This window comes from Hymenobacter glaciei (assembly GCF_039539585.1).
GTDB lineage: Bacteria > Bacteroidota > Bacteroidia > Cytophagales > Hymenobacteraceae > Hymenobacter > Hymenobacter glaciei.
The window spans coordinates 270,118-285,901 of record NZ_BAABDK010000001.1 but is presented as its reverse complement, the minus strand read 5'-3'; the positions used below and the strand labels follow the sequence as shown (position 1 = coordinate 285,901).

17 protein-coding genes are annotated in these 15,784 nt (G+C 60.5%); 9 read left to right on the top strand and 8 right to left on the bottom strand.

Going from position 1 to position 15,784, the window contains the following annotated elements; all coding sequences use genetic code 11:
- Positions 1 to 51 precede the first annotated feature (51 nt).
- The 3 genes from ABD837_RS01250 to ABD837_RS01240 all read right to left on the bottom strand — a co-directional run bounded on the left by ABD837_RS01250 (position 52) and on the right by ABD837_RS01240 (position 4,765).
- A complete protein-coding gene (locus tag ABD837_RS01250; protein WP_345049323.1) occupies positions 52 to 3,045 on the bottom strand; it encodes a DNA translocase FtsK in 2,994 nt (997 codons plus the stop codon).
- 214 nt (positions 3,046 to 3,259) lie between these two features.
- A complete protein-coding gene (gene xerD / locus ABD837_RS01245) occupies positions 3,260 to 4,168 on the bottom strand; it encodes a site-specific tyrosine recombinase XerD (protein WP_345049322.1) in 909 nt (302 codons plus the stop codon).
- Between the two features lie 15 nt (positions 4,169 to 4,183).
- Positions 4,184 to 4,765, bottom strand: coding sequence for a Riean_0653 family protein (locus tag ABD837_RS01240; protein WP_345049320.1), 582 nt, complete (start codon positions 4,763 to 4,765; stop codon positions 4,184 to 4,186).
- 145 nt (positions 4,766 to 4,910) lie between these two features.
- Here ABD837_RS01240 and aroQ point away from each other — a divergent pair, with 145 nt between their 5' ends.
- Positions 4,911 to 5,357, top strand: a complete 447-nt coding sequence (gene aroQ, locus ABD837_RS01235) for a type II 3-dehydroquinate dehydratase (RefSeq protein WP_345049318.1) — start codon at positions 4,911 to 4,913, stop codon at positions 5,355 to 5,357.
- An 8-nt stretch (positions 5,358 to 5,365) separates the two neighbouring features.
- Here aroQ and ABD837_RS01230 read toward each other — a convergent pair whose 3' ends face one another.
- Entirely contained in the window at positions 5,366 to 5,821 is a 456-nt protein-coding gene (locus ABD837_RS01230; protein WP_345049316.1) for a hypothetical protein, read from the bottom strand.
- Between the two features lie 101 nt (positions 5,822 to 5,922).
- A complete protein-coding gene (locus tag ABD837_RS01225) occupies positions 5,923 to 6,540 on the bottom strand; it encodes a hypothetical protein (RefSeq protein ID WP_345049314.1) in 618 nt (205 codons plus the stop codon).
- A gap of 504 nt (positions 6,541 to 7,044) precedes the next feature.
- Here ABD837_RS01225 and ABD837_RS01220 point away from each other — a divergent pair.
- From ABD837_RS01220 to ABD837_RS01200, 5 genes are all read left to right on the top strand, one after another.
- On the top strand, positions 7,045 to 8,112 hold the full coding sequence (locus ABD837_RS01220; RefSeq protein ID WP_345049312.1) for an aminotransferase class V-fold PLP-dependent enzyme: 1,068 nt from the start codon (positions 7,045 to 7,047) through the stop codon (positions 8,110 to 8,112).
- A gap of 110 nt (positions 8,113 to 8,222) precedes the next feature.
- Positions 8,223 to 8,783: a MarC family protein gene (locus ABD837_RS01215; RefSeq protein WP_345049310.1), complete on the top strand. Its 561-nt coding sequence runs from the start codon at positions 8,223 to 8,225 to the stop codon at positions 8,781 to 8,783.
- A 108-nt stretch (positions 8,784 to 8,891) separates the two neighbouring features.
- Entirely contained in the window at positions 8,892 to 9,362 is a 471-nt protein-coding gene (rnhA, locus tag ABD837_RS01210) for a ribonuclease HI (RefSeq protein WP_345049308.1), read from the top strand.
- A 13-nt stretch (positions 9,363 to 9,375) separates the two neighbouring features.
- Positions 9,376 to 9,975, top strand: coding sequence for a hypothetical protein (locus tag ABD837_RS01205; protein WP_345049306.1), 600 nt, complete (start codon positions 9,376 to 9,378; stop codon positions 9,973 to 9,975).
- 16 nt (positions 9,976 to 9,991) lie between these two features.
- Positions 9,992 to 10,717: a tRNA1(Val) (adenine(37)-N6)-methyltransferase gene (locus ABD837_RS01200; protein WP_345049305.1), complete on the top strand. Its 726-nt coding sequence runs from the start codon at positions 9,992 to 9,994 to the stop codon at positions 10,715 to 10,717.
- A 19-nt stretch (positions 10,718 to 10,736) separates the two neighbouring features.
- On the opposite strand, the gene ABD837_RS01195 is transcribed toward ABD837_RS01200, so the two are convergent.
- Complete coding sequence (locus ABD837_RS01195) at positions 10,737 to 11,429, bottom strand: ATP-binding cassette domain-containing protein (RefSeq protein WP_345049303.1); 693 nt, start codon at positions 11,427 to 11,429, stop codon at positions 10,737 to 10,739.
- A gap of 67 nt (positions 11,430 to 11,496) precedes the next feature.
- A complete protein-coding gene (locus ABD837_RS01190; protein ID WP_345049301.1) occupies positions 11,497 to 12,411 on the bottom strand; it encodes a hypothetical protein in 915 nt (304 codons plus the stop codon).
- A 180-nt stretch (positions 12,412 to 12,591) separates the two neighbouring features.
- On the opposite strand from ABD837_RS01190, the gene ABD837_RS01185 reads away from it, so the two are divergent.
- Positions 12,592 to 13,020: a hypothetical protein gene (locus ABD837_RS01185; protein WP_345049299.1), complete on the top strand. Its 429-nt coding sequence runs from the start codon at positions 12,592 to 12,594 to the stop codon at positions 13,018 to 13,020.
- Between the two features lie 12 nt (positions 13,021 to 13,032).
- On the opposite strand, the gene ABD837_RS01180 is transcribed toward ABD837_RS01185, so the two are convergent.
- Positions 13,033 to 14,379 carry a saccharopine dehydrogenase family protein gene (locus tag ABD837_RS01180; RefSeq protein ID WP_345049296.1) on the bottom strand — a complete coding sequence of 449 codons (1,347 nt, stop codon included), beginning with the start codon at positions 14,377 to 14,379 and terminating at the stop codon, positions 13,033 to 13,035.
- A gap of 147 nt (positions 14,380 to 14,526) precedes the next feature.
- Here ABD837_RS01180 and ABD837_RS01175 point away from each other — a divergent pair, with 147 nt between their 5' ends.
- Together ABD837_RS01175 and ABD837_RS01170 are read left to right on the top strand one after the other, a co-directional pair.
- Positions 14,527 to 15,024: a cytidine deaminase gene (locus ABD837_RS01175; protein ID WP_345049294.1), complete on the top strand. Its 498-nt coding sequence runs from the start codon at positions 14,527 to 14,529 to the stop codon at positions 15,022 to 15,024.
- A gap of 96 nt (positions 15,025 to 15,120) precedes the next feature.
- Positions 15,121 to 15,765 carry an alpha/beta hydrolase gene (locus tag ABD837_RS01170; RefSeq protein WP_345049293.1) on the top strand — a complete coding sequence of 215 codons (645 nt, stop codon included), beginning with the start codon at positions 15,121 to 15,123 and terminating at the stop codon, positions 15,763 to 15,765.
- The last annotated feature ends 19 nt before the right edge of the window (positions 15,766 to 15,784 follow it).

Below are 15,784 nucleotides of genomic sequence, written 5' to 3'. Positions count from 1 at the left end.
AATGAAGCAAAAAAAAGTAGCGTAAGCTTCGGCTTACGCTACTGGTTGAGGTTACTTCATCGAGTTGAGCAACTGTTCGAGTTGGTATTCGTCGGGAATAAGCACGTCGCGGGCCTTGCTGCCCTCGAAAGGTCCCACAATGCCAGCGTGCTGCAGCTGGTCAATCAGGCGCCCGGCCCGGTTATACCCGAGCTTGAGCTTGCGCTGCAGCAGGCTGGTGCTGCCCTGCTGGTGGAGCACAATACAGCGAGCCGCGTCCTCAAACATCGAGTCGCGCTCGGAGGGGTCCATTTCCTCGTTGCCGCTGCCAGCGTCGCCGTCGGCCCCGGCCACTTCGGGCAGCAGGTAGGCGTCGGAGTAGCCCTGCTGCTCGCCGATGAAGTCGCAGACACGGTCCACTTCCGGCGTGTCGATGAAGGCGCACTGCACCCGAATCAAATCCGAGCCGGCCGAGAACAGCATGTCGCCCTGGCCGATGAGCTGGTCGGCCCCGCCGGTATCGAGAATGGTGCGCGAATCGATTTTGCTGGTCACCTTGAAGGAGATGCGGCAGGGGAAGTTGGCCTTGATGATGCCGGTAATCACGTTCACCGAGGGGCGCTGGGTGGCCACGATGAGGTGAATGCCGATGGCGCGGGCCAGCTGGGCTAGGCGGGCAATGGGGGTTTCCACTTCCTTACCTGCCGTCATCATCAGGTCGGCCAGCTCGTCGATGACCAGCACGATGAAGGGCAGGAAGCGGTGGCCTTTCTTGGGGTTGAGGCGGCGCTCGATGAACTTGGCGTTGTACTCCTTTAGGTTGCGGCAGCCGGCTTCTTTGAGCAGGTCGTAGCGCCGGTCCATCTCCATGCACAGCGAATTCAGCGTGTTCACCACCTTCTTCGTGTCGGTGATGATGGCCTCGTCGGTGTCGGGCAGCTTGGCCAGGTAGTGGCGCTCAATCTTGTTGAAGATGCTCAATTCCACCTTCTTGGGGTCGACGAGCACAAACTTGAGCTGGGCGGGGTGGCGCTTGTAGAGCAGCGAGGCCAGAATCACGTTCAGGCCCACCGACTTGCCCTGGCCCGTGGCCCCGGCCATGAGCAGGTGGGGCATTTTGGCCAGGTCGGCCACGAACACCTCGTTGGTGATGGTGCGGCCGAAGGCAATGGGCAGGTCCATTTCCGAGCGGGCGAACTTCTCCGAGCCCAGCACCGAGCGGATGCTCACCATTTCCTTCTTCGTGTTCGGCACCTCGATGCCGATGGTGCCCTTGCCCGGAATGGGCGCAATGATGCGGATGCCGAGCGCGGCCAGGCTCAGGGCAATGTCGTCTTCCAGGCTCTTGATTTTGGAGATGCGCACGCCGGCTTCGGGCACGATTTCGTAGAGCGTGACCGTCGGCCCGATGGTGGCCTTGATGCTGGCGATGGCGATGCTGTAGTGCCCCAGCGTCTCAACGATGCGGTCCTTGTTGGCTTCGAGCTCTTCCTTGGTGACCTGCGCCTTGGGCGTGCCGTAGTCGTTGAGCAGTTCCAGGGTCGGAAACTGGTAACGCGATAGGTCCAGCGTGGGGTCGTAGTTGACGTTGGGCATGGCCTCCGCGTCCTCGTCCTCGTCCACCACCGCGGCGATGGCCGCCCCCGCGTTCGGGTCCAAGTCGTCGCGGCCTGGCACTGTAATTTCGAGCGGGCGGGCAACAGGCGGCAGTACCGGGCGCGAGGCAGGCAGCGGGGCGTCGCCATCGGCCAAATCGGCTAGCGAGAGTGGCGTAGGAACGGTGGAAACCGGCGTGGCGGTAGTGGCAGCGGGTTCCTCAACGGTGGGTAGTTCAAATGAGAAAGCCGGGCCACTCGACGCCAAAGGAGCAACAGCTGCGGCCAAAGCGCCACCTGCAACCGAGGTTCCGAGCGAAGAAGCAGCGGCTGTTGCCAACGCACCTGCTCCTACGGCACCAGTCACACTTAGCGGCAAGCTCGCACCAGCGCGCGGGGCGGGCTCAAACTCCATCGAGGGCGCGGAGGCTTCAAATTCTTCGTCGTCCTCCTCTTCCGCAGTCAGCTCCAAAGCCGGGCCAGCAGCTTGCGCGCCACCAGCGGCAACGGTAGCCGTGGTCGAAACATTTGTTTCCTGTGCAACGGGGCGAGTCTTGAGCGTCATGGCCGGCGCGGGCGCCGGGCGAGCGGCGGCGGCTTGCTCGGCGGCGATTTCGGCCTCCAGCTCGGCGTCTTCTTCGGGGTCGTCTTCCGTGCTAAGGCGGCGGAAACTGCCCAGGTTCAGGCTGGTGACGTTGAAGAAGAACACCACGAACGAAATCAGCAGGAAGGCCAGCAGCAGCACTGTTCCCCAGCCGATGAGGCTATTGAGCCACGACGCAGCCTCAAAACCCACGCCGCCGCACAGGAAATCGAGGCGATGCGCCAATACCGGGTCGGCCCCGTCGAGGCTCACCACCACGTAGCCCATCAGAATGCTCAGCCAAGCCATGGTGAACAGGCCCAGGGCCAGCGCATAGCTTACCGAAACCGGGGTAGTGCGGAAAACAATCTTATAGCCGAGAAAAAACACGACGGGAATAAGCGCAAAAGCCGCCACGCCAAACAGCTTGTAGATGAACAGCTCGGCGGCCCAGGCTCCGAGCAGGCCCAGCCAGTTGTGCGATTCCGCGCCAGCTTCCTTCACCGGCAAGGTGCTCATGGCCCCCACTACGCTCTGGTCGGCGTGGCCGGTGAAGAGGAAGGAAATGAAGGCAATGGTGAGATAGAGGCTAGTGAGCAGCAACGCGAAGCCCACAAACAGGTGGAAGCGGCGGTCGCGCAGGATGCTCAGCAGGGTGCCTACACCGGGCAGGGGGCCGCGCGGAGCACGGGGCGGCTTGGCCACGGGCGCCTGAGCGGCGCGAGCAGCTTTGGGCACGTTGGCGGCCGGGCGGGGCTCCGGGCGGGCAGCAGCCGGTTCGGGCGCTGGGCCATTGCTGCGCGGCTCGTTGCGCCGGTTGGCTTTAGGCTCAGCAGGACGGTTGGCCGAGGAGCCAGTGGAAGGGTTTTTATAACGATTATCGGCCATTCGACGGAAGCAGAAAGGTCAAATTTACACAATGCGGCTGGGATACGGCAGGGAATTCAGGTAGTCAACCCAGAACGTCATGCTGAGCGCAGTCGAAGCATCTCGCGGGCTTCCACTAATCCAATATGTTGCGTCACTATTGCACGCGAGATTCTTCGACTGCGCTCAGCATGACGCACTTTTTTACGCAACGCTTCGCTTCCCTCCTCCCCTTTCAGCTGCGTGGGTGAAACTCGGTGATTACCTGCCGCAAAAAGTCCCTATCGAGGTGGGTATAAATCTCGGTGGTGGTAATGCTGGCGTGGCCCAGCATCTCCTGCACGGCGCGCAGGTCGGCGCCCCCTTCAATCAGGTGCGTGGCGAACGAATGCCGGAGCGTGTGCGGGCTGATGGTTTTGCGTAGGCCAGCCTGCTCGGCTAGTTTCTTGAGCGTGGTGAATACGGTGATGCGCGAGAGTGGCCGGCCATTCTTGCTCAGAAAGGCGAAGTCTTCGGACCCGGACTTTATATCGAGGTGGCCGCGCACGCCGCTGAGGTAGAAGTTGAGTTGCTTGAGGGCCTCGCGGCCTACGGGCACGAGGCGTTCCTTATTGCCCTTGCCCACCACTTTCATAAAACCTTCGTCGGCGTAGATATTGCTCAGGCGCAGGTCGCACAACTCGCTCACCCGCAGGCCCGACGAGTAGAGCACTTCGAGCAGGGCGCGGCTGCGCAGGCCTTCATCGGTGCTCAGGTCGATGGCGGCCAGCAGCTGTTCTACCTCAGGGTAGCTGAGGGTGTCGGGCAGGTGGCGGCCGGTTTTGGGGGCCTCGAGGGTGTCGGTGGGGTCTATCTTCAGCAGGTCTTCCATGATGAGGAAGCTGAAAAACGCCTTCAGGCCCGAGAGCGTGCGGGCCTGCGAAGTGGCACTCAGGCCCAACCCTTGCAACGTGGCCAGGAATTCGCGCAGCACTTCGGTGCTCACCTGCGTGGGGCCGATGGGCAACTGCCGGATGACGAGAAACTGCTGCAGCTTGCTGATGTCGCGCCCGTAGGCCTCTACCGAGTTGGGCGAGAGCGACTTTTCGAGTTGCAGGTAGCCCTGAAATTGCCGCAGGGCCACGGGCCAGGTGAAGAGGGCCATACCGCTGCGACGGAACTAGTATGCTTTCACGTCGAAGCGGCCGTCGGTGAGATGCACCACGGCACCCGTGGAGGGCGAAACGGCGGCAAAAACGAACGTGCCTGCCACGATGGTGTAGGCCGGGTTACTGCCGGTGGCCGCCACGGGTAGCACCTTGGTGAGGGTAACGGAACCCTCGCCGGTGTGACCTTCGGCTACGTATCTATCCCCGAATTCGAAATCGTAATCAGCAAAGGTCGCACGGGTGCCTTGGTCGAGGTCGTAAGTGCCGGGCCGCAGGGTTGCGGCATCCAAGTGCAGCCGCAACTGGGAGTCGCCATATGAACCACCTTCGTGCGTGGCTTCCACATCCAAGGCCGTACCTGGCTTGTACATGGCCTTCACGAGCGAACCGTTGGCGCTGGCAGTGCCTGCATCGACCCCCCATGGTTGGTTATTAACCATGCAGCCGATGGTATTGCTACCCACTTCGGAGGCGGGGGGGAGAACGTAAGGGGCCACGTCGTCGCTTTTTTGGCAGCCAGCGGCGGTCAGCAGCACCAAGAAGAAGAGCGGCGCGCCCGAGCGGCGCAGGCAGGAAAAGGAGAAAGGTCTCATTGCATCGCAAGATAGGCACAGACGTCGCATGGGGCCCAGGCTCGGCTAGACGGGTGCGGGCAGGGCTGGACAATTATCACCCCGTGAGGTGCGCCAGGCCCCGGCCACCAGATATGGGGCCGGGGTTTTTCCCCATCTTCGCCCCATGCAACTCCTGATATTAAACGGTCCCAACCTCAACCTGCTCGGCCGCCGCGAGCCCGGCATCTACGGCAACCGCTCGTTCGAAGACTTCTTTCCGGAGCTTCAGGAAGCCTTCCCGCAGCTTACGCTCACGCATTTTCAGAGCAACCACGAAGGCGCCATCCTGGACAAGCTGCACGAAGTCGGCTTCACCCACCACGGCATTGTGCTGAACGCCGGCGGCTACACCCACACCAGCGTGGCGCTGGCCGATGCCGTGGCCGCCATCAATGCCCCCGTGGTGGAGGTGCACCTGAGCAACCTGCACGCCCGCGAGGAATTTCGCCAGAAGAGCCTGCTGGGGCGCAACTGCGCCGGCAGCATCAGCGGCTTCGGCCTGGAAAGCTACCGCCTGGCCGTGCAGTGGTTCGTGAACCAGCAGCCCAAGCGGGTCGGGTTTCGGGTGTGAGCGGGGGCTTACCTCTTCGGTTTGCCAGCAACGGTTTGCCGAAAGGTGATGCCCGAAACCGGGTCGGCAACAAAGAAAAAACTGCCGGGTATGCCACGCCCCAGCCCGTCGAGCGTCACGCCCCGGTCCAGCGTTAGGTTGTTGTAGGTCTGAAAAATAAAGTTGATGCGCAGGCTGTCGGTCCCGCGGGTCACAAAATCGAGATTGGTATAGCCCTGCCGGTGCAGGTCGGCCACAAGGCGGTAGTTCGTGTCGGAAACGGCGACGAAGCCTTGTTCCGAAAGCGGCCAGCTGTGGTAGGTGCGGTAGTAGCGCCGGAACCGGTCTTGGTCGGCCAGCGACAGGTTAATCTGTTGCTTGGTGCGGATTGCCTGATACTGCGGGTAAGAAACTGACCGAGTAGTTGTGCTCCCGGTAGCACTTGGGTACGTTTCGGAGCGCACACAAGCGGCTATGACCACCATACCCGCTAGCAGTATGGCCGTGCGCAACAGGCCGCCCTGCCGACAGCGGCTGCCTAAATATCGGTTGAAGCTCAAACTATGACGCACTTCTCTGCTTGTTCTTATTGGTGAAGTCCCAACGCTACATCCAACCGAGGACTCAAACTTTGCTGGCTGCGGCTGATTTTCAGGAAACCTCCGAGGCTACCTTCAATGTAAAGAGCTGTCCCCAATGGCCGTCTCACGCCATATTTCACGCCCACCGGATAGGCAAGCTCCAGATTGGGCACATTAATTAAATTGCCCGAGGCAAAGGGCACTTCGCCGGCCAGGGCCCAATAATTTGAACTATTCGCGCGGGTGTCGCGCCCATGAACAGCGCGTTTGTCCAGCGTGGTGTACACCCGGAATTCAGCGAATACATAAGGCGTCCAACCGCTGGTAGTGTAGTGACGGCCAAAATACTTGTCGGTGACGTTTATAAAACGCGAACCGAATAACGGAGGTGAGTTGGTGCTATAAGACGAAAAATGCGCGCCCACTCCCGCCAGAAACGTGCTCTGCGGCCCCAGCCCGCGCTCCTGCTGGACGGCGCCTCCCCGGTAGTTGAGCAAAGCGCTTGTAAGCACTTTTTCGACCTCTGGCTTCAGCGGGTCGGCCGACGTATGCTGTTGCCCTCTCGCATGCAATTGAACACCTACTAAAAAAACGGGCAGTACACCCCTCAAAATACGCTGCATTTACCTTGTGTTTAATTGCCGCTCTGGTAATTTCTCCGGCCTATTGCACCCGCTTCTAATTTGAAAAGGACTTCCAACCAAGGCTTAGCGTGCAAAGCTAGTAATCAAAATAACCGAAGACACCCGCGCTGCAATGACTGATTTATATGGGTGTGCTCGTAACAAGTCTGCTAAGTTTTCTCCTGCTCGGCTGCAACTGCACCGGCATTGGGCTGGCAAGCTACCGGCTGGCCGTGCAGTGGTTCGTGAACCAGCAGCCCAAGCGGGTCGGGTTTCGGGTGTGATAACTGCGTTTGCGGATTAGTCCGGAATGGCCTGTAAGTATTCAGGCTATGGTACGCCAAGCACTAAAAGACGGGAAGCTGGGTGGATTTTGCCACTGCAATATGGCCGGCCCACGCCCGTTGCCAGTTGCGCGCACTGGCCCCGAAATCCTGCGGCTAGCGGTTGGCGTAACCGCTACCTTTGCCGCGGCGGCGCTTCACCTTCCCGACTTTCCTTCCCATGTATACCTTCAATCCCGGGCCTTCGGCCGTATATCCCGCCGTTCGGCAGTACCTCACCGATGCCTTCGATGAGGGCTGGCTCTCGGCCCCGCACCGTTCCGAAAAGGTCACCGCTCTGGTGCGCCAGACCGTGACCGACCTCAAAACCAAGCTCAACGTGCCGCAGGACTACACCGTCCTGTTTACCGGCTCGGCCACCGAGTGCTGGGAGATTCTGGCGCAGAGCCTCACGCCGCGCCGCTCATTCCATATTTACAACGGAGACTTCGGCGAAAAGTGGTTTAAGTACGCCAAGGCCCTGCGGCCCGACAGCACGGGCCTGAGCTTCGGGCTTGATGAGTTGCCCGACGTGGCCGGCCTGCCCTTCGCCCCCGACGACACCGACCTTGTCTGCATCACCCAGAACGAAACCAGCACTGCCACCCAGCTACGCGAGGGCTTCATCCTGAACCTCTACAACCGCCTAGGCGGGGCCCTGCTGGCCGTGGATGCCACCAGCTCGCTGGCCGGCCTGAACCTGAAATACATCAAGGCCGACATCTGGTACGGCTCGGTGCAGAAGTGCTTCGGCCTGCCCGCCGGCCTGGGCGTGCTGATACTGTCGCCCCGTGCCGTGGCGCAGGCCAAAGCCGTGAACGACCGGGCGCACTACAACGCGCTGCCCGCCATGCTGAGCCAGATGCTCAACCACCAGACCAACTACACGCCCAACGTGCTGGGCATTTACCTACTCAGCCGCGTGCTGGCCGACCGCGAGCCCATCAAAGCAGTGGCCCAGCACCTGGCCGACCGCGCCCAGAAGCTCTACGGCTTCTTCGACCAGGCCACCCCGCTCCACCCCTTCGTAACCAACCACGAAACGCGCAGCACCACCGTCATCGGCCTGCAGGGCGAACCCGCGCTCATCGAGGAAATCAAGGCCAAAGCCAAGGAAGCTGGCCTGCAGCTGGGCAGCGGCTACGGCCCGCTCAAAAATACCACGGTGCGCATTGCCAACTTCCCCGCTGTGCCCGATGCGGCTTTTGAGGCGCTGGTGCAGTTTTTTGCGAAGGAGTTTCCGGGTTAATCTAGTTAATGTAGGGGCGGGGCTTGCCCCCGCCCGCCGTTGAATGGCTCGCGCGAATCGTTCAACGACGGGCGGGGGCAAGCCCCGCCCCTACCCAAAACTCTTCCACCATGTTCAACCTTCAGCAAATTTTCTCTGTCACGCTCACGCTCTTTGCCGTGATTGACATCATCGGGTCCATTCCGATTATCATTCAGATTCGGCAGCGCGAAGGGAAGATTAAAGCCGAGCTGGCAACCTTCGTGGCGGGCTGCCTCATGGTGGTTTTCCTTTTCCTGGGCCAGAGCATTTTGCGCCTGCTAGGAGTCGACAACGAGAGCTTTGCCCTGGCGGGTGCGGTCATCATCTTCCTCATCGGACTGGAAATGATTCTCGGCATCCAGCTTTTTCATTCCGACCTCACGGCCAGCACCGGTTCCATTGTGCCGCTGGCTTTTCCGCTTATCACCGGGGCCGGCACCATGACCACCTTGCTCTCGTTGCGCGCCGCCTACACCCTGCCCAACATCCTGGTCGGCATCCTGCTCAACCTCGTGTTCGTCTACGCCGTGCTCAAAACCAGCCCCTGGATTGAGCGCAAGCTGGGGAAAGCCGGCGAAGACGTGTTGCGGCGCGTGTTCGGCGTCATCCTGCTGGCCATTGCCATCAAACTATTCAAAGCCAATTTTTAATTTGATATGAAGAATGTGGAAATGTGGCAGATGTGAATAGGCAAAACCTTCCATTCTCGCCACATTTTCACATTTTACATATTCATCACATTTTTCACATCAATCAAATTGATTCACCTATTTACCGACGGCTCGGCGCGCGGAAACCCGGGCCCGGGCGGCTACGGCGCCATCCTGCGCTACGGCCCCCACGAGAAAGAACTTACCCAAGGCTTCCGCCACACCACCAACAACCGCATGGAGCTGCTGGCTGTGATTGTTGGCCTCGAATCCGTCACGCGGCCCGACCTGCCCATTCGCGTAGTCTCCGACTCGAAATACGTAGTCGATGCCGTGGAGAAAAAGTGGGTTTTCGGCTGGGCCGCGAAGTCAGACTTCGGCAAAAAGGCCAACGAGGACTTGTGGCGGCGTTTCCTGCGCGTCTACAAGCAGCGCAAAGTCACCTTCCACTGGATAAAGGGACACGCCGGCCACGCCGAAAACGAGCGCTGCGACGTGCTGGCCGTGCAAAGCGCGCTGGGGAAAGACCTTGTAGTGGATGAAGGGTACGAAGCGATAAGTGGGGCTACTATACGCTAGCAACTACACCCCAATGGATTTCTCCGAAGGTCTCTTACGCAAGCTTATACAAGGTGAAATTGTGGGTAATTTCTCACCGTTCAGCACAGGAAAAGGCAGGAAAGTTGAAGCGTATATAGCTGCATTAGTAGACCAACTTAAAAAAATGGAAGGGTCACTGGTGGACGTTGATTTTACGTCCTACGGCAACGGCTTTGCTTCGTACGGGGAAGTAAAAATATCCAAGCTGGACAAGTCAGATACCGTATTTGTGAATACAGGACGGCTGGGACAGGGAGTACGAGAAGACCATACTGATGGCCTTGTTCTATATATTTCCACGTTAGCTCCTTATTGGTTTTACGGAGGCAGTAGCTGGTTGGCATCTGGGCAAAATGGACAATGGAAAAGCGGGCCAGCTGGCTTTTTGAGACCCAGCAGTATGGTAAAGCTTGACCAGGGCTTGTGGCACGGCGAAGTCGAAAGGATAGAAGCTATAATGCAATCATTTCGGTACACTTTACTTGGGCCTGAGCTGCTTGAACAGCCCGCTCCAAATGGCCTTACGATTCCAACTATTCTGGCAGATTCCCCCTACCAAGTATTCGATTGTTTTTTCTATTGGGAAGACTAAACTTCTCAACTAACAGGTGCCCAACGACTACTTCCAGTTTCAGCAGTTTCGCGTCGAGCAAATCGCCTGCGCCATGAAGGTGAGCACCGATGCCTGCTTACTGGGCGCAGCGGCTGACCTTACCGGGGCCACCCGTCTGCTCGACATCGGTACGGGCACCGGCCTGCTGGCCCTGATGGCTGCCCAGCGCCACCCCACCATCGAAATTGAAGCAGTGGAGATTGATGCCGCCGCCGCCGCGCAGGCTGCCGCCAACGTGGCTGCCAGCCAGTGGGCCAGTCGCATAGCCGTGCAGGCCATTTCTTTGGCTGATTACGCGGCTACGCGGCCCGCGGCATGCAGCCACATTATATGCAACCCGCCTTTCTTTCGGCAGTCGCTGCGCTCGCCCGATGCTGCGCGCACGACGGCCCGCCACGAAGCAAACGACACCCTTTCTTTCGAAGCCCTGGCAGCTTTTGCCGCAGCGTTTCTGTTGCCGGCCGGCTTGCTTACCGTGTTGCTGCCGCCCCCCGAGATGCTGGCCTTTGAGGGAGTAGCAAACGCCGTGGGGCTGTTTCCAGCCACTCGCCTGGTGGTGCGGCACCGGCCCGGCAGCCGGCCATTGCGCCACATCACCGGGTTTCGGCGCGAGCCTGCAATGCTGCACGAAACAGAACTCACCATTCGGACGGCGGAGAACGAGCCGGAATATTCGGCAGCATTCCGGGCACTGCTGGCGGGCTTTTATCTGGCGCTGTAGCCAGGAAATATAGGCGGAGCTACACCAGCCCGTCCAGCAAACCCAACTTCTCGCGGTGCAGGCGTTGGAGCAAGTCGGCCTCAAGAGTATTGAACTCGGCCGCTGCGTATTGCCGCTGCACGCGTCCGTCTATCAGCACCGAGATTTCATCGCAGGTTTCGGTGAGCGCGCCCAGAATGTGTGAGGTAAGCAGAATGCCGGTACCCCGGTCGCGCAGGCGCTTCAGAATTTCCTTGAGCAGCAGGTTGGCTTCGAGGTCGAGGCCGTTGAAGGGCTCGTCGAGAATGAGGTAGTTGAACTGCTGCACCAGAAGGGCGAGCAGCGCAAGCTTCTTGCGCATCCCGGCCGAGTATTCGTCGGCGTACTGGTCGAGGGGCAATTCCAGCAGTTGGTTCCAGCCGCTGAAGTCGGTCACCGGCCGGTCCCGCGCCTGCAAACAGAACTCCAGGTATTCGCGCCCGGTGAGACGCGGGTAAAAATATGGCTCATAGGGCAGCAGCCCACAATGCGTGCGCACGGGCGGCCCGGCCGTATCGCGGATGGTCCCGGCAAAGTCATCCTCCAACCCGTACAGGCAGTTGATGAGCGTGGTTTTGCCCGCGCCATTGGCCCCCACCAGCCCGTGGATGGTGCCAGGACACAGGTTCAAGCTTACATCGTGCAGCACGATGTGTGGGCCATAGGCTTTGCGCAGGTTTAGAACTTCCAGCATACTACTTTATCGAGGCCAAACCAACAACGCGTTAAATACCAACGCTTAACCTCTACCTTCTCATTTCTCATTTCTCATTCACCGACCCCAGCACCGCCCGCAGTCGTCGCTGGCTTTGCCAGATGAGCCCGCCTACTGCTACTAGCAGCAGCACCGGATACACCGGATGCGCAAACAGCGTGAGCGCCACGGCCAACACCAGCGCCTGCGTGCTGCGAATGTGCACGGCATTGGGGTAAAAGGCATATTTGGTGAGTATCAGCAGCGCCACTAGGCCTAGCCAGAACGCCGCAACGGCCACCGTACCCGCTACCCCGGCCGGGCCTACCGCCAGCAGCCAGAAAAACGGCGCCGCCGTGAGCGCGGCATACGTCATGCCCACCCGCAGCCGCCACCGCATAAATGGCCCTGGTGCCCGGGCCGCCAACAAAACCATGGTGCTGGGCTCCGGAGTGCCGTAGCAGGCCAGCAGTATAAACAGCCACACCAGCAGCGCTACCCCCGGCCCTAGTGGCGAGGCCGCCTGCCACCATGCCCCAGCGAGCAATATCGGCCACGCCCATTGTCCACCGGTCCGCATGCCGCTCACCCACTCAAAGGCCTCGCTGCGAAACACCGTGCGGGCCCGAAGCCGGGTGCGCCGATTGTCGCGTGCCGGCGGCAGCAGCGCCGCCAGTGGAGCCAGTGCCACCGTGAGCAGGGCCGCGCTCCAATCCCGAAAAAGGACCAGTACCAGAGCGAAGGGCAGCGCCACTAAAACGTACTCCACGCCAAGCCAACGCTGAAAAAGTGGGGCGCTGGTGGCCAGAAAGCGTAGGTCTGTGCGCCGACGATGCACGGCCATCAGCTGCCCGGCTACCAGTAGCGGCACGCTCCATTGGGCCAGCGGGTGCCGCGCCGCCATAACGATACCTCGCCCACCAACCGCCGCTAGCAGGGGCAAAAGCAGCGCCAGGCGTAGCCAGCCAATTTCGCGTAGCAACCTCCCAAGCAAAATGCAGCGCAGGTATAAATAAGCTCGAAGTGCTGGCATGATGGCAATAACGGTAGCATCGGCAAGCCTATTGTCTGGGCCCTGCCAGTTTAGTTGGCAAACCGTTTTCCCTGCTGGCTGTCCTGGCCGGTGTTGCTATCTTTGGTTGTCCTTTACCCAACCGTTTTCATGCTGCATCAAAACGCTTTCCGACTACTACCATTAATCCTCCTTACTGCCGCGCTGGGGTTTACGCCCCCCACTTTTGGCCAGGGCCGTGACACCGTTTTTGCCGTGCAGAAGCTCTTCCGTGAAAAACGGGGCAGTGCTAACGGCTACTCGTCGGCCGCCGCAAGCACCCTGGCACCCAAGCAATACACCCAACGCCCCGACGGACGCCCCACCACCCTGGAAGCACAGTCGGCCCGGCAGGATGTGCTGGCCGGGTCCGCCTTCGCAGCTGTCGGCATGATAAAAGGCGAGCGTTATAGCGCTTTACGCGAGGCCCGCATCATCGAAGGCTACGCGCTGGGCAATCCAATTCCAGCCGATATCCGCCGGAAGCTGCGCCGGAAGCACTTCCACCGGACAGTCCAAGACATAACTGTTGCCCCATAACATGCCAAACCGCTAGCTCTCCTGCTCTCTGAAGCAAATGCCATAATCGGCTGCCAGCTCATCCAGAATAGGCTCGTACAAGTCCGCATTCACCGGAATCAGCACGCCGCGCTGGGGCACTTCGCCGCGAAGCAGGCGGCGCACAGCCATGCCGAGGGGCAGGCCCACGGTTTTAGCCATGCCGGTGTGGGTAGCATCGTCGCCCTCCACCGCCAGGGAAGAAGTCAGGCGATGTGCCGTGCCGTTTACCTCAAATTCGAAGAGGTGCTGCATCACAATCAGGTCGTGGTCGTGGGGTTGCAGCTGCCATTTTTCGGCTAGCAGGCGCTCCAGCAGTTGGGCGGGCGTGGCATTGGCGTGGCCTACGGGCCGGTCCGAAAACAAGCCCAGCCAGTTCAGGTGGCCCATTTCTTCACCGGTTGGGTTCAGGCCGAGGTACGTGGCTGTGCGCTGGGCCACATCGAGGTGCGGAATGTGCGAGACGGGCAGATACGCGGCCACCAGCTCGGCCCAGGTAAGGGTTTCGGGGTTGTCGAGGTTCACGGCATCATCGGTCAGCCCCAGGCGCACCAGGGCGTGCCAAGCAGCACAGTAGCCTGGCCGACGCAGCGTCCCGCGCAGTATGGTCGGTATGTCATCGAGCCCGTACGGTGCGCGGTAGCTCAACGAGTCGCGGTTGGCGTAGCCTTCAAAGTCGCCGTACCCGGGCACCGTCAGGGTTTCGGTACGGGCAAACAACTGCTGGTACGGGATAAAGCGCGGACGCCCGTTTTCGAGGAATTTGGCCGTGCTCTGGCCGGCCAGCACCACGTTGCGGGGGTTCCAGGTGAACTTATATTTCCAGGGATTTTCGCCCTCCGCCGTTGGAGCCAGCAGGCCACCGCAGTAGCTCTTAAAACTGGTAACAACCCCGCCCCGTGCCCGGATGTGCGCAATTGCCCGCATGGCCGACATATGGTCGAGGCCGGGGTCCAGGCCGCATTCCATCAGCAGCGTCACGCCAGCCGCGGTGGCTTCGTCGTGCAGTGCCCGAATCTCGGGGCTCACGTAGCTAGCGGTGGCCAGGTGCCGGCCCTGGCGCACGCAGGCCCGGGCCACTACCAGGTGCAGAGTGGCGGGAAGCATCGAAATAACGGCATCGGCCTGGCTCACCAGTTCTTCCAGTTGGGCTTCGTTGGCTAGGTCGAAGGGCACCGCGTGGGCATATTGCGAGTGAGCAGCCAGCACCGGCGCGAGGTGGGCCGGGTTCACGTCGGCCACCGTTACAAACCAGTTTTCGGTGGGTGCGTGGCGCAGCAGGTATTGGATGAGGGAAGAGGCCGAGCGGCCAGCCCCGAGGAGCAATAGGCGGGAAGTCATGGGGCAAAAGTAGAACGCTGCGCTGAATGAGGAATGAGGAATGAGGGAGCTGAATCACTATCCGCTTATTTCCAATTTACAATTCTTCATTATTCATTCTTCATTAAGCGTAGCGTATTACCTTCGCCGCCCCCTAATCCCATCCGAATGGCTCGCAATTCCCGTCAGCATCTCATTGAATTCGAAGAGCTGGACGCCGTTACCGACCTCACCCCAGCCGAACAGACCACCTGGCAGGCTGCCCGCGACGCAACCAACCATTCCTACGCGCCCTATTCGGGCTTTCATGTAGGCGCAGCTCTGCTGTTGGCCGATGGCACCGTTTTCAAAGGCACCAACCAGGAAAATGCCGCCTACCCTTCGGGCCTTTGCGCCGAGCGCACGGCCTTATTTGGCCTCGCTGTGGCCCGGCCTGACCACGCGCCCATTGTGGGCATGGCGGTAGCTGCGCGCCCGAGCGATGGCGATTTTGGGCCGGCCCTTCCCTGCGGTGCCTGCCGCCAGGTCATGCTGGAGTACGAATCGCGCCAGGGCCAGGCCATTCCGCTGCTGCTGCCGGGCCGCGACGGCAATATTCTGCGCTTTAGCAGCCTCAGTGCCATCATGCCGTTCAACTTCTCGCCCGACGACCTGCCCACGGTGTAGTCGTTGATGTGTGGTTGTCGGCTGCTCGTTGCCAGTTCAAAGCTGCTACCGGAGTTGCTGGGCAACTAGCACCGGGACTCAACACAAAACCACCCCATGGAGCACCACCTCACCGTGGCGCGCACAGCGCGCTACCAACAGCTGGGCGAGCTTTCGGCCCGTACCAAGCGCGTCTGGTTTGTTTGCCACGGCTACGGGCAGCTGGCGGCGTATTTTGTGCGCCACTTCGCTTTTCTGGTCGACAACTGCGACGACACCGTCGTCATTGCGCCCGAGGGCCTCTCCCGCTTCTACCTGCAAGGCAACGGCGGCCGCGTTGGAGCCAGCTGGATGACCCGCGACGACCGTTTGGCCGAAATCGACGACCACGTCGGCTTCCTCAACCAGCTGGCGGGGCTGGTCCTGGCCAAATGTCCGGCCGATGTTGAAATTACCGTGCTGGGCTTTTCGCAGGGCACCGCGACCGTCGGCCGCTGGCTCACCCGCGCCCTTTTCCGACCCGCGCATCTCATCCTTTGCGCTGGCGGCTTTCCCGAAGACGTCGCACCCGAAACCGCCCGCGACTTGCTCACGCCGCTACGCCTGAGCCTTGTCATTGGTAGCAACGACGAATACATTTCCGTCGCTCAGGCTACCGAGCAACAGCAGCGGTTGGCGCAGTTGGGAGCCTCGCCCCATCTGGTTCCGTTCGAAGGCCGCCACGAGCTGAACCGAGCGGTACTGGAAAGCCTGGCAGTATAGCATGGCCCAAAAAAGACCG

Coding starts and splice junctions, on each gene's coding strand:
- ABD837_RS01250 (WP_345049323.1), bottom strand. CDS start 3,045: ATGGCCGATAATCGTTATAAAAACCCTTCCACTGGCTCCTCGGCCAAC.
- ABD837_RS01180 (WP_345049296.1), bottom strand. CDS start 14,379: ATGACTTCCCGCCTATTGCTCCTCGGGGCTGGCCGCTCGGCCTCTTCC.
- ABD837_RS01195 (WP_345049303.1), bottom strand. CDS start 11,429: ATGCTGGAAGTTCTAAACCTGCGCAAAGCCTATGGCCCACACATCGTG.
- ABD837_RS01230 (WP_345049316.1), bottom strand. CDS start 5,821: ATGGTGGTCATAGCCGCTTGTGTGCGCTCCGAAACGTACCCAAGTGCT.
- ABD837_RS01175 (WP_345049294.1), top strand. CDS start 14,527: ATGGCTCGCAATTCCCGTCAGCATCTCATTGAATTCGAAGAGCTGGAC.
- ABD837_RS01240 (WP_345049320.1), bottom strand. CDS start 4,765: ATGAGACCTTTCTCCTTTTCCTGCCTGCGCCGCTCGGGCGCGCCGCTC.
- ABD837_RS01205 (WP_345049306.1), top strand. CDS start 9,376: ATGGATTTCTCCGAAGGTCTCTTACGCAAGCTTATACAAGGTGAAATT.
- aroQ (WP_345049318.1), top strand. CDS start 4,911: ATGCAACTCCTGATATTAAACGGTCCCAACCTCAACCTGCTCGGCCGC.
- ABD837_RS01220 (WP_345049312.1), top strand. CDS start 7,045: ATGTATACCTTCAATCCCGGGCCTTCGGCCGTATATCCCGCCGTTCGG.
- xerD (WP_345049322.1), bottom strand. CDS start 4,168: ATGGCCCTCTTCACCTGGCCCGTGGCCCTGCGGCAATTTCAGGGCTAC.
- ABD837_RS01225 (WP_345049314.1), bottom strand. CDS start 6,540: ATGCAGCGTATTTTGAGGGGTGTACTGCCCGTTTTTTTAGTAGGTGTT.
- ABD837_RS01185 (WP_345049299.1), top strand. CDS start 12,592: ATGCTGCATCAAAACGCTTTCCGACTACTACCATTAATCCTCCTTACT.
- ABD837_RS01170 (WP_345049293.1), top strand. CDS start 15,121: ATGGAGCACCACCTCACCGTGGCGCGCACAGCGCGCTACCAACAGCTG.
- ABD837_RS01215 (WP_345049310.1), top strand. CDS start 8,223: ATGTTCAACCTTCAGCAAATTTTCTCTGTCACGCTCACGCTCTTTGCC.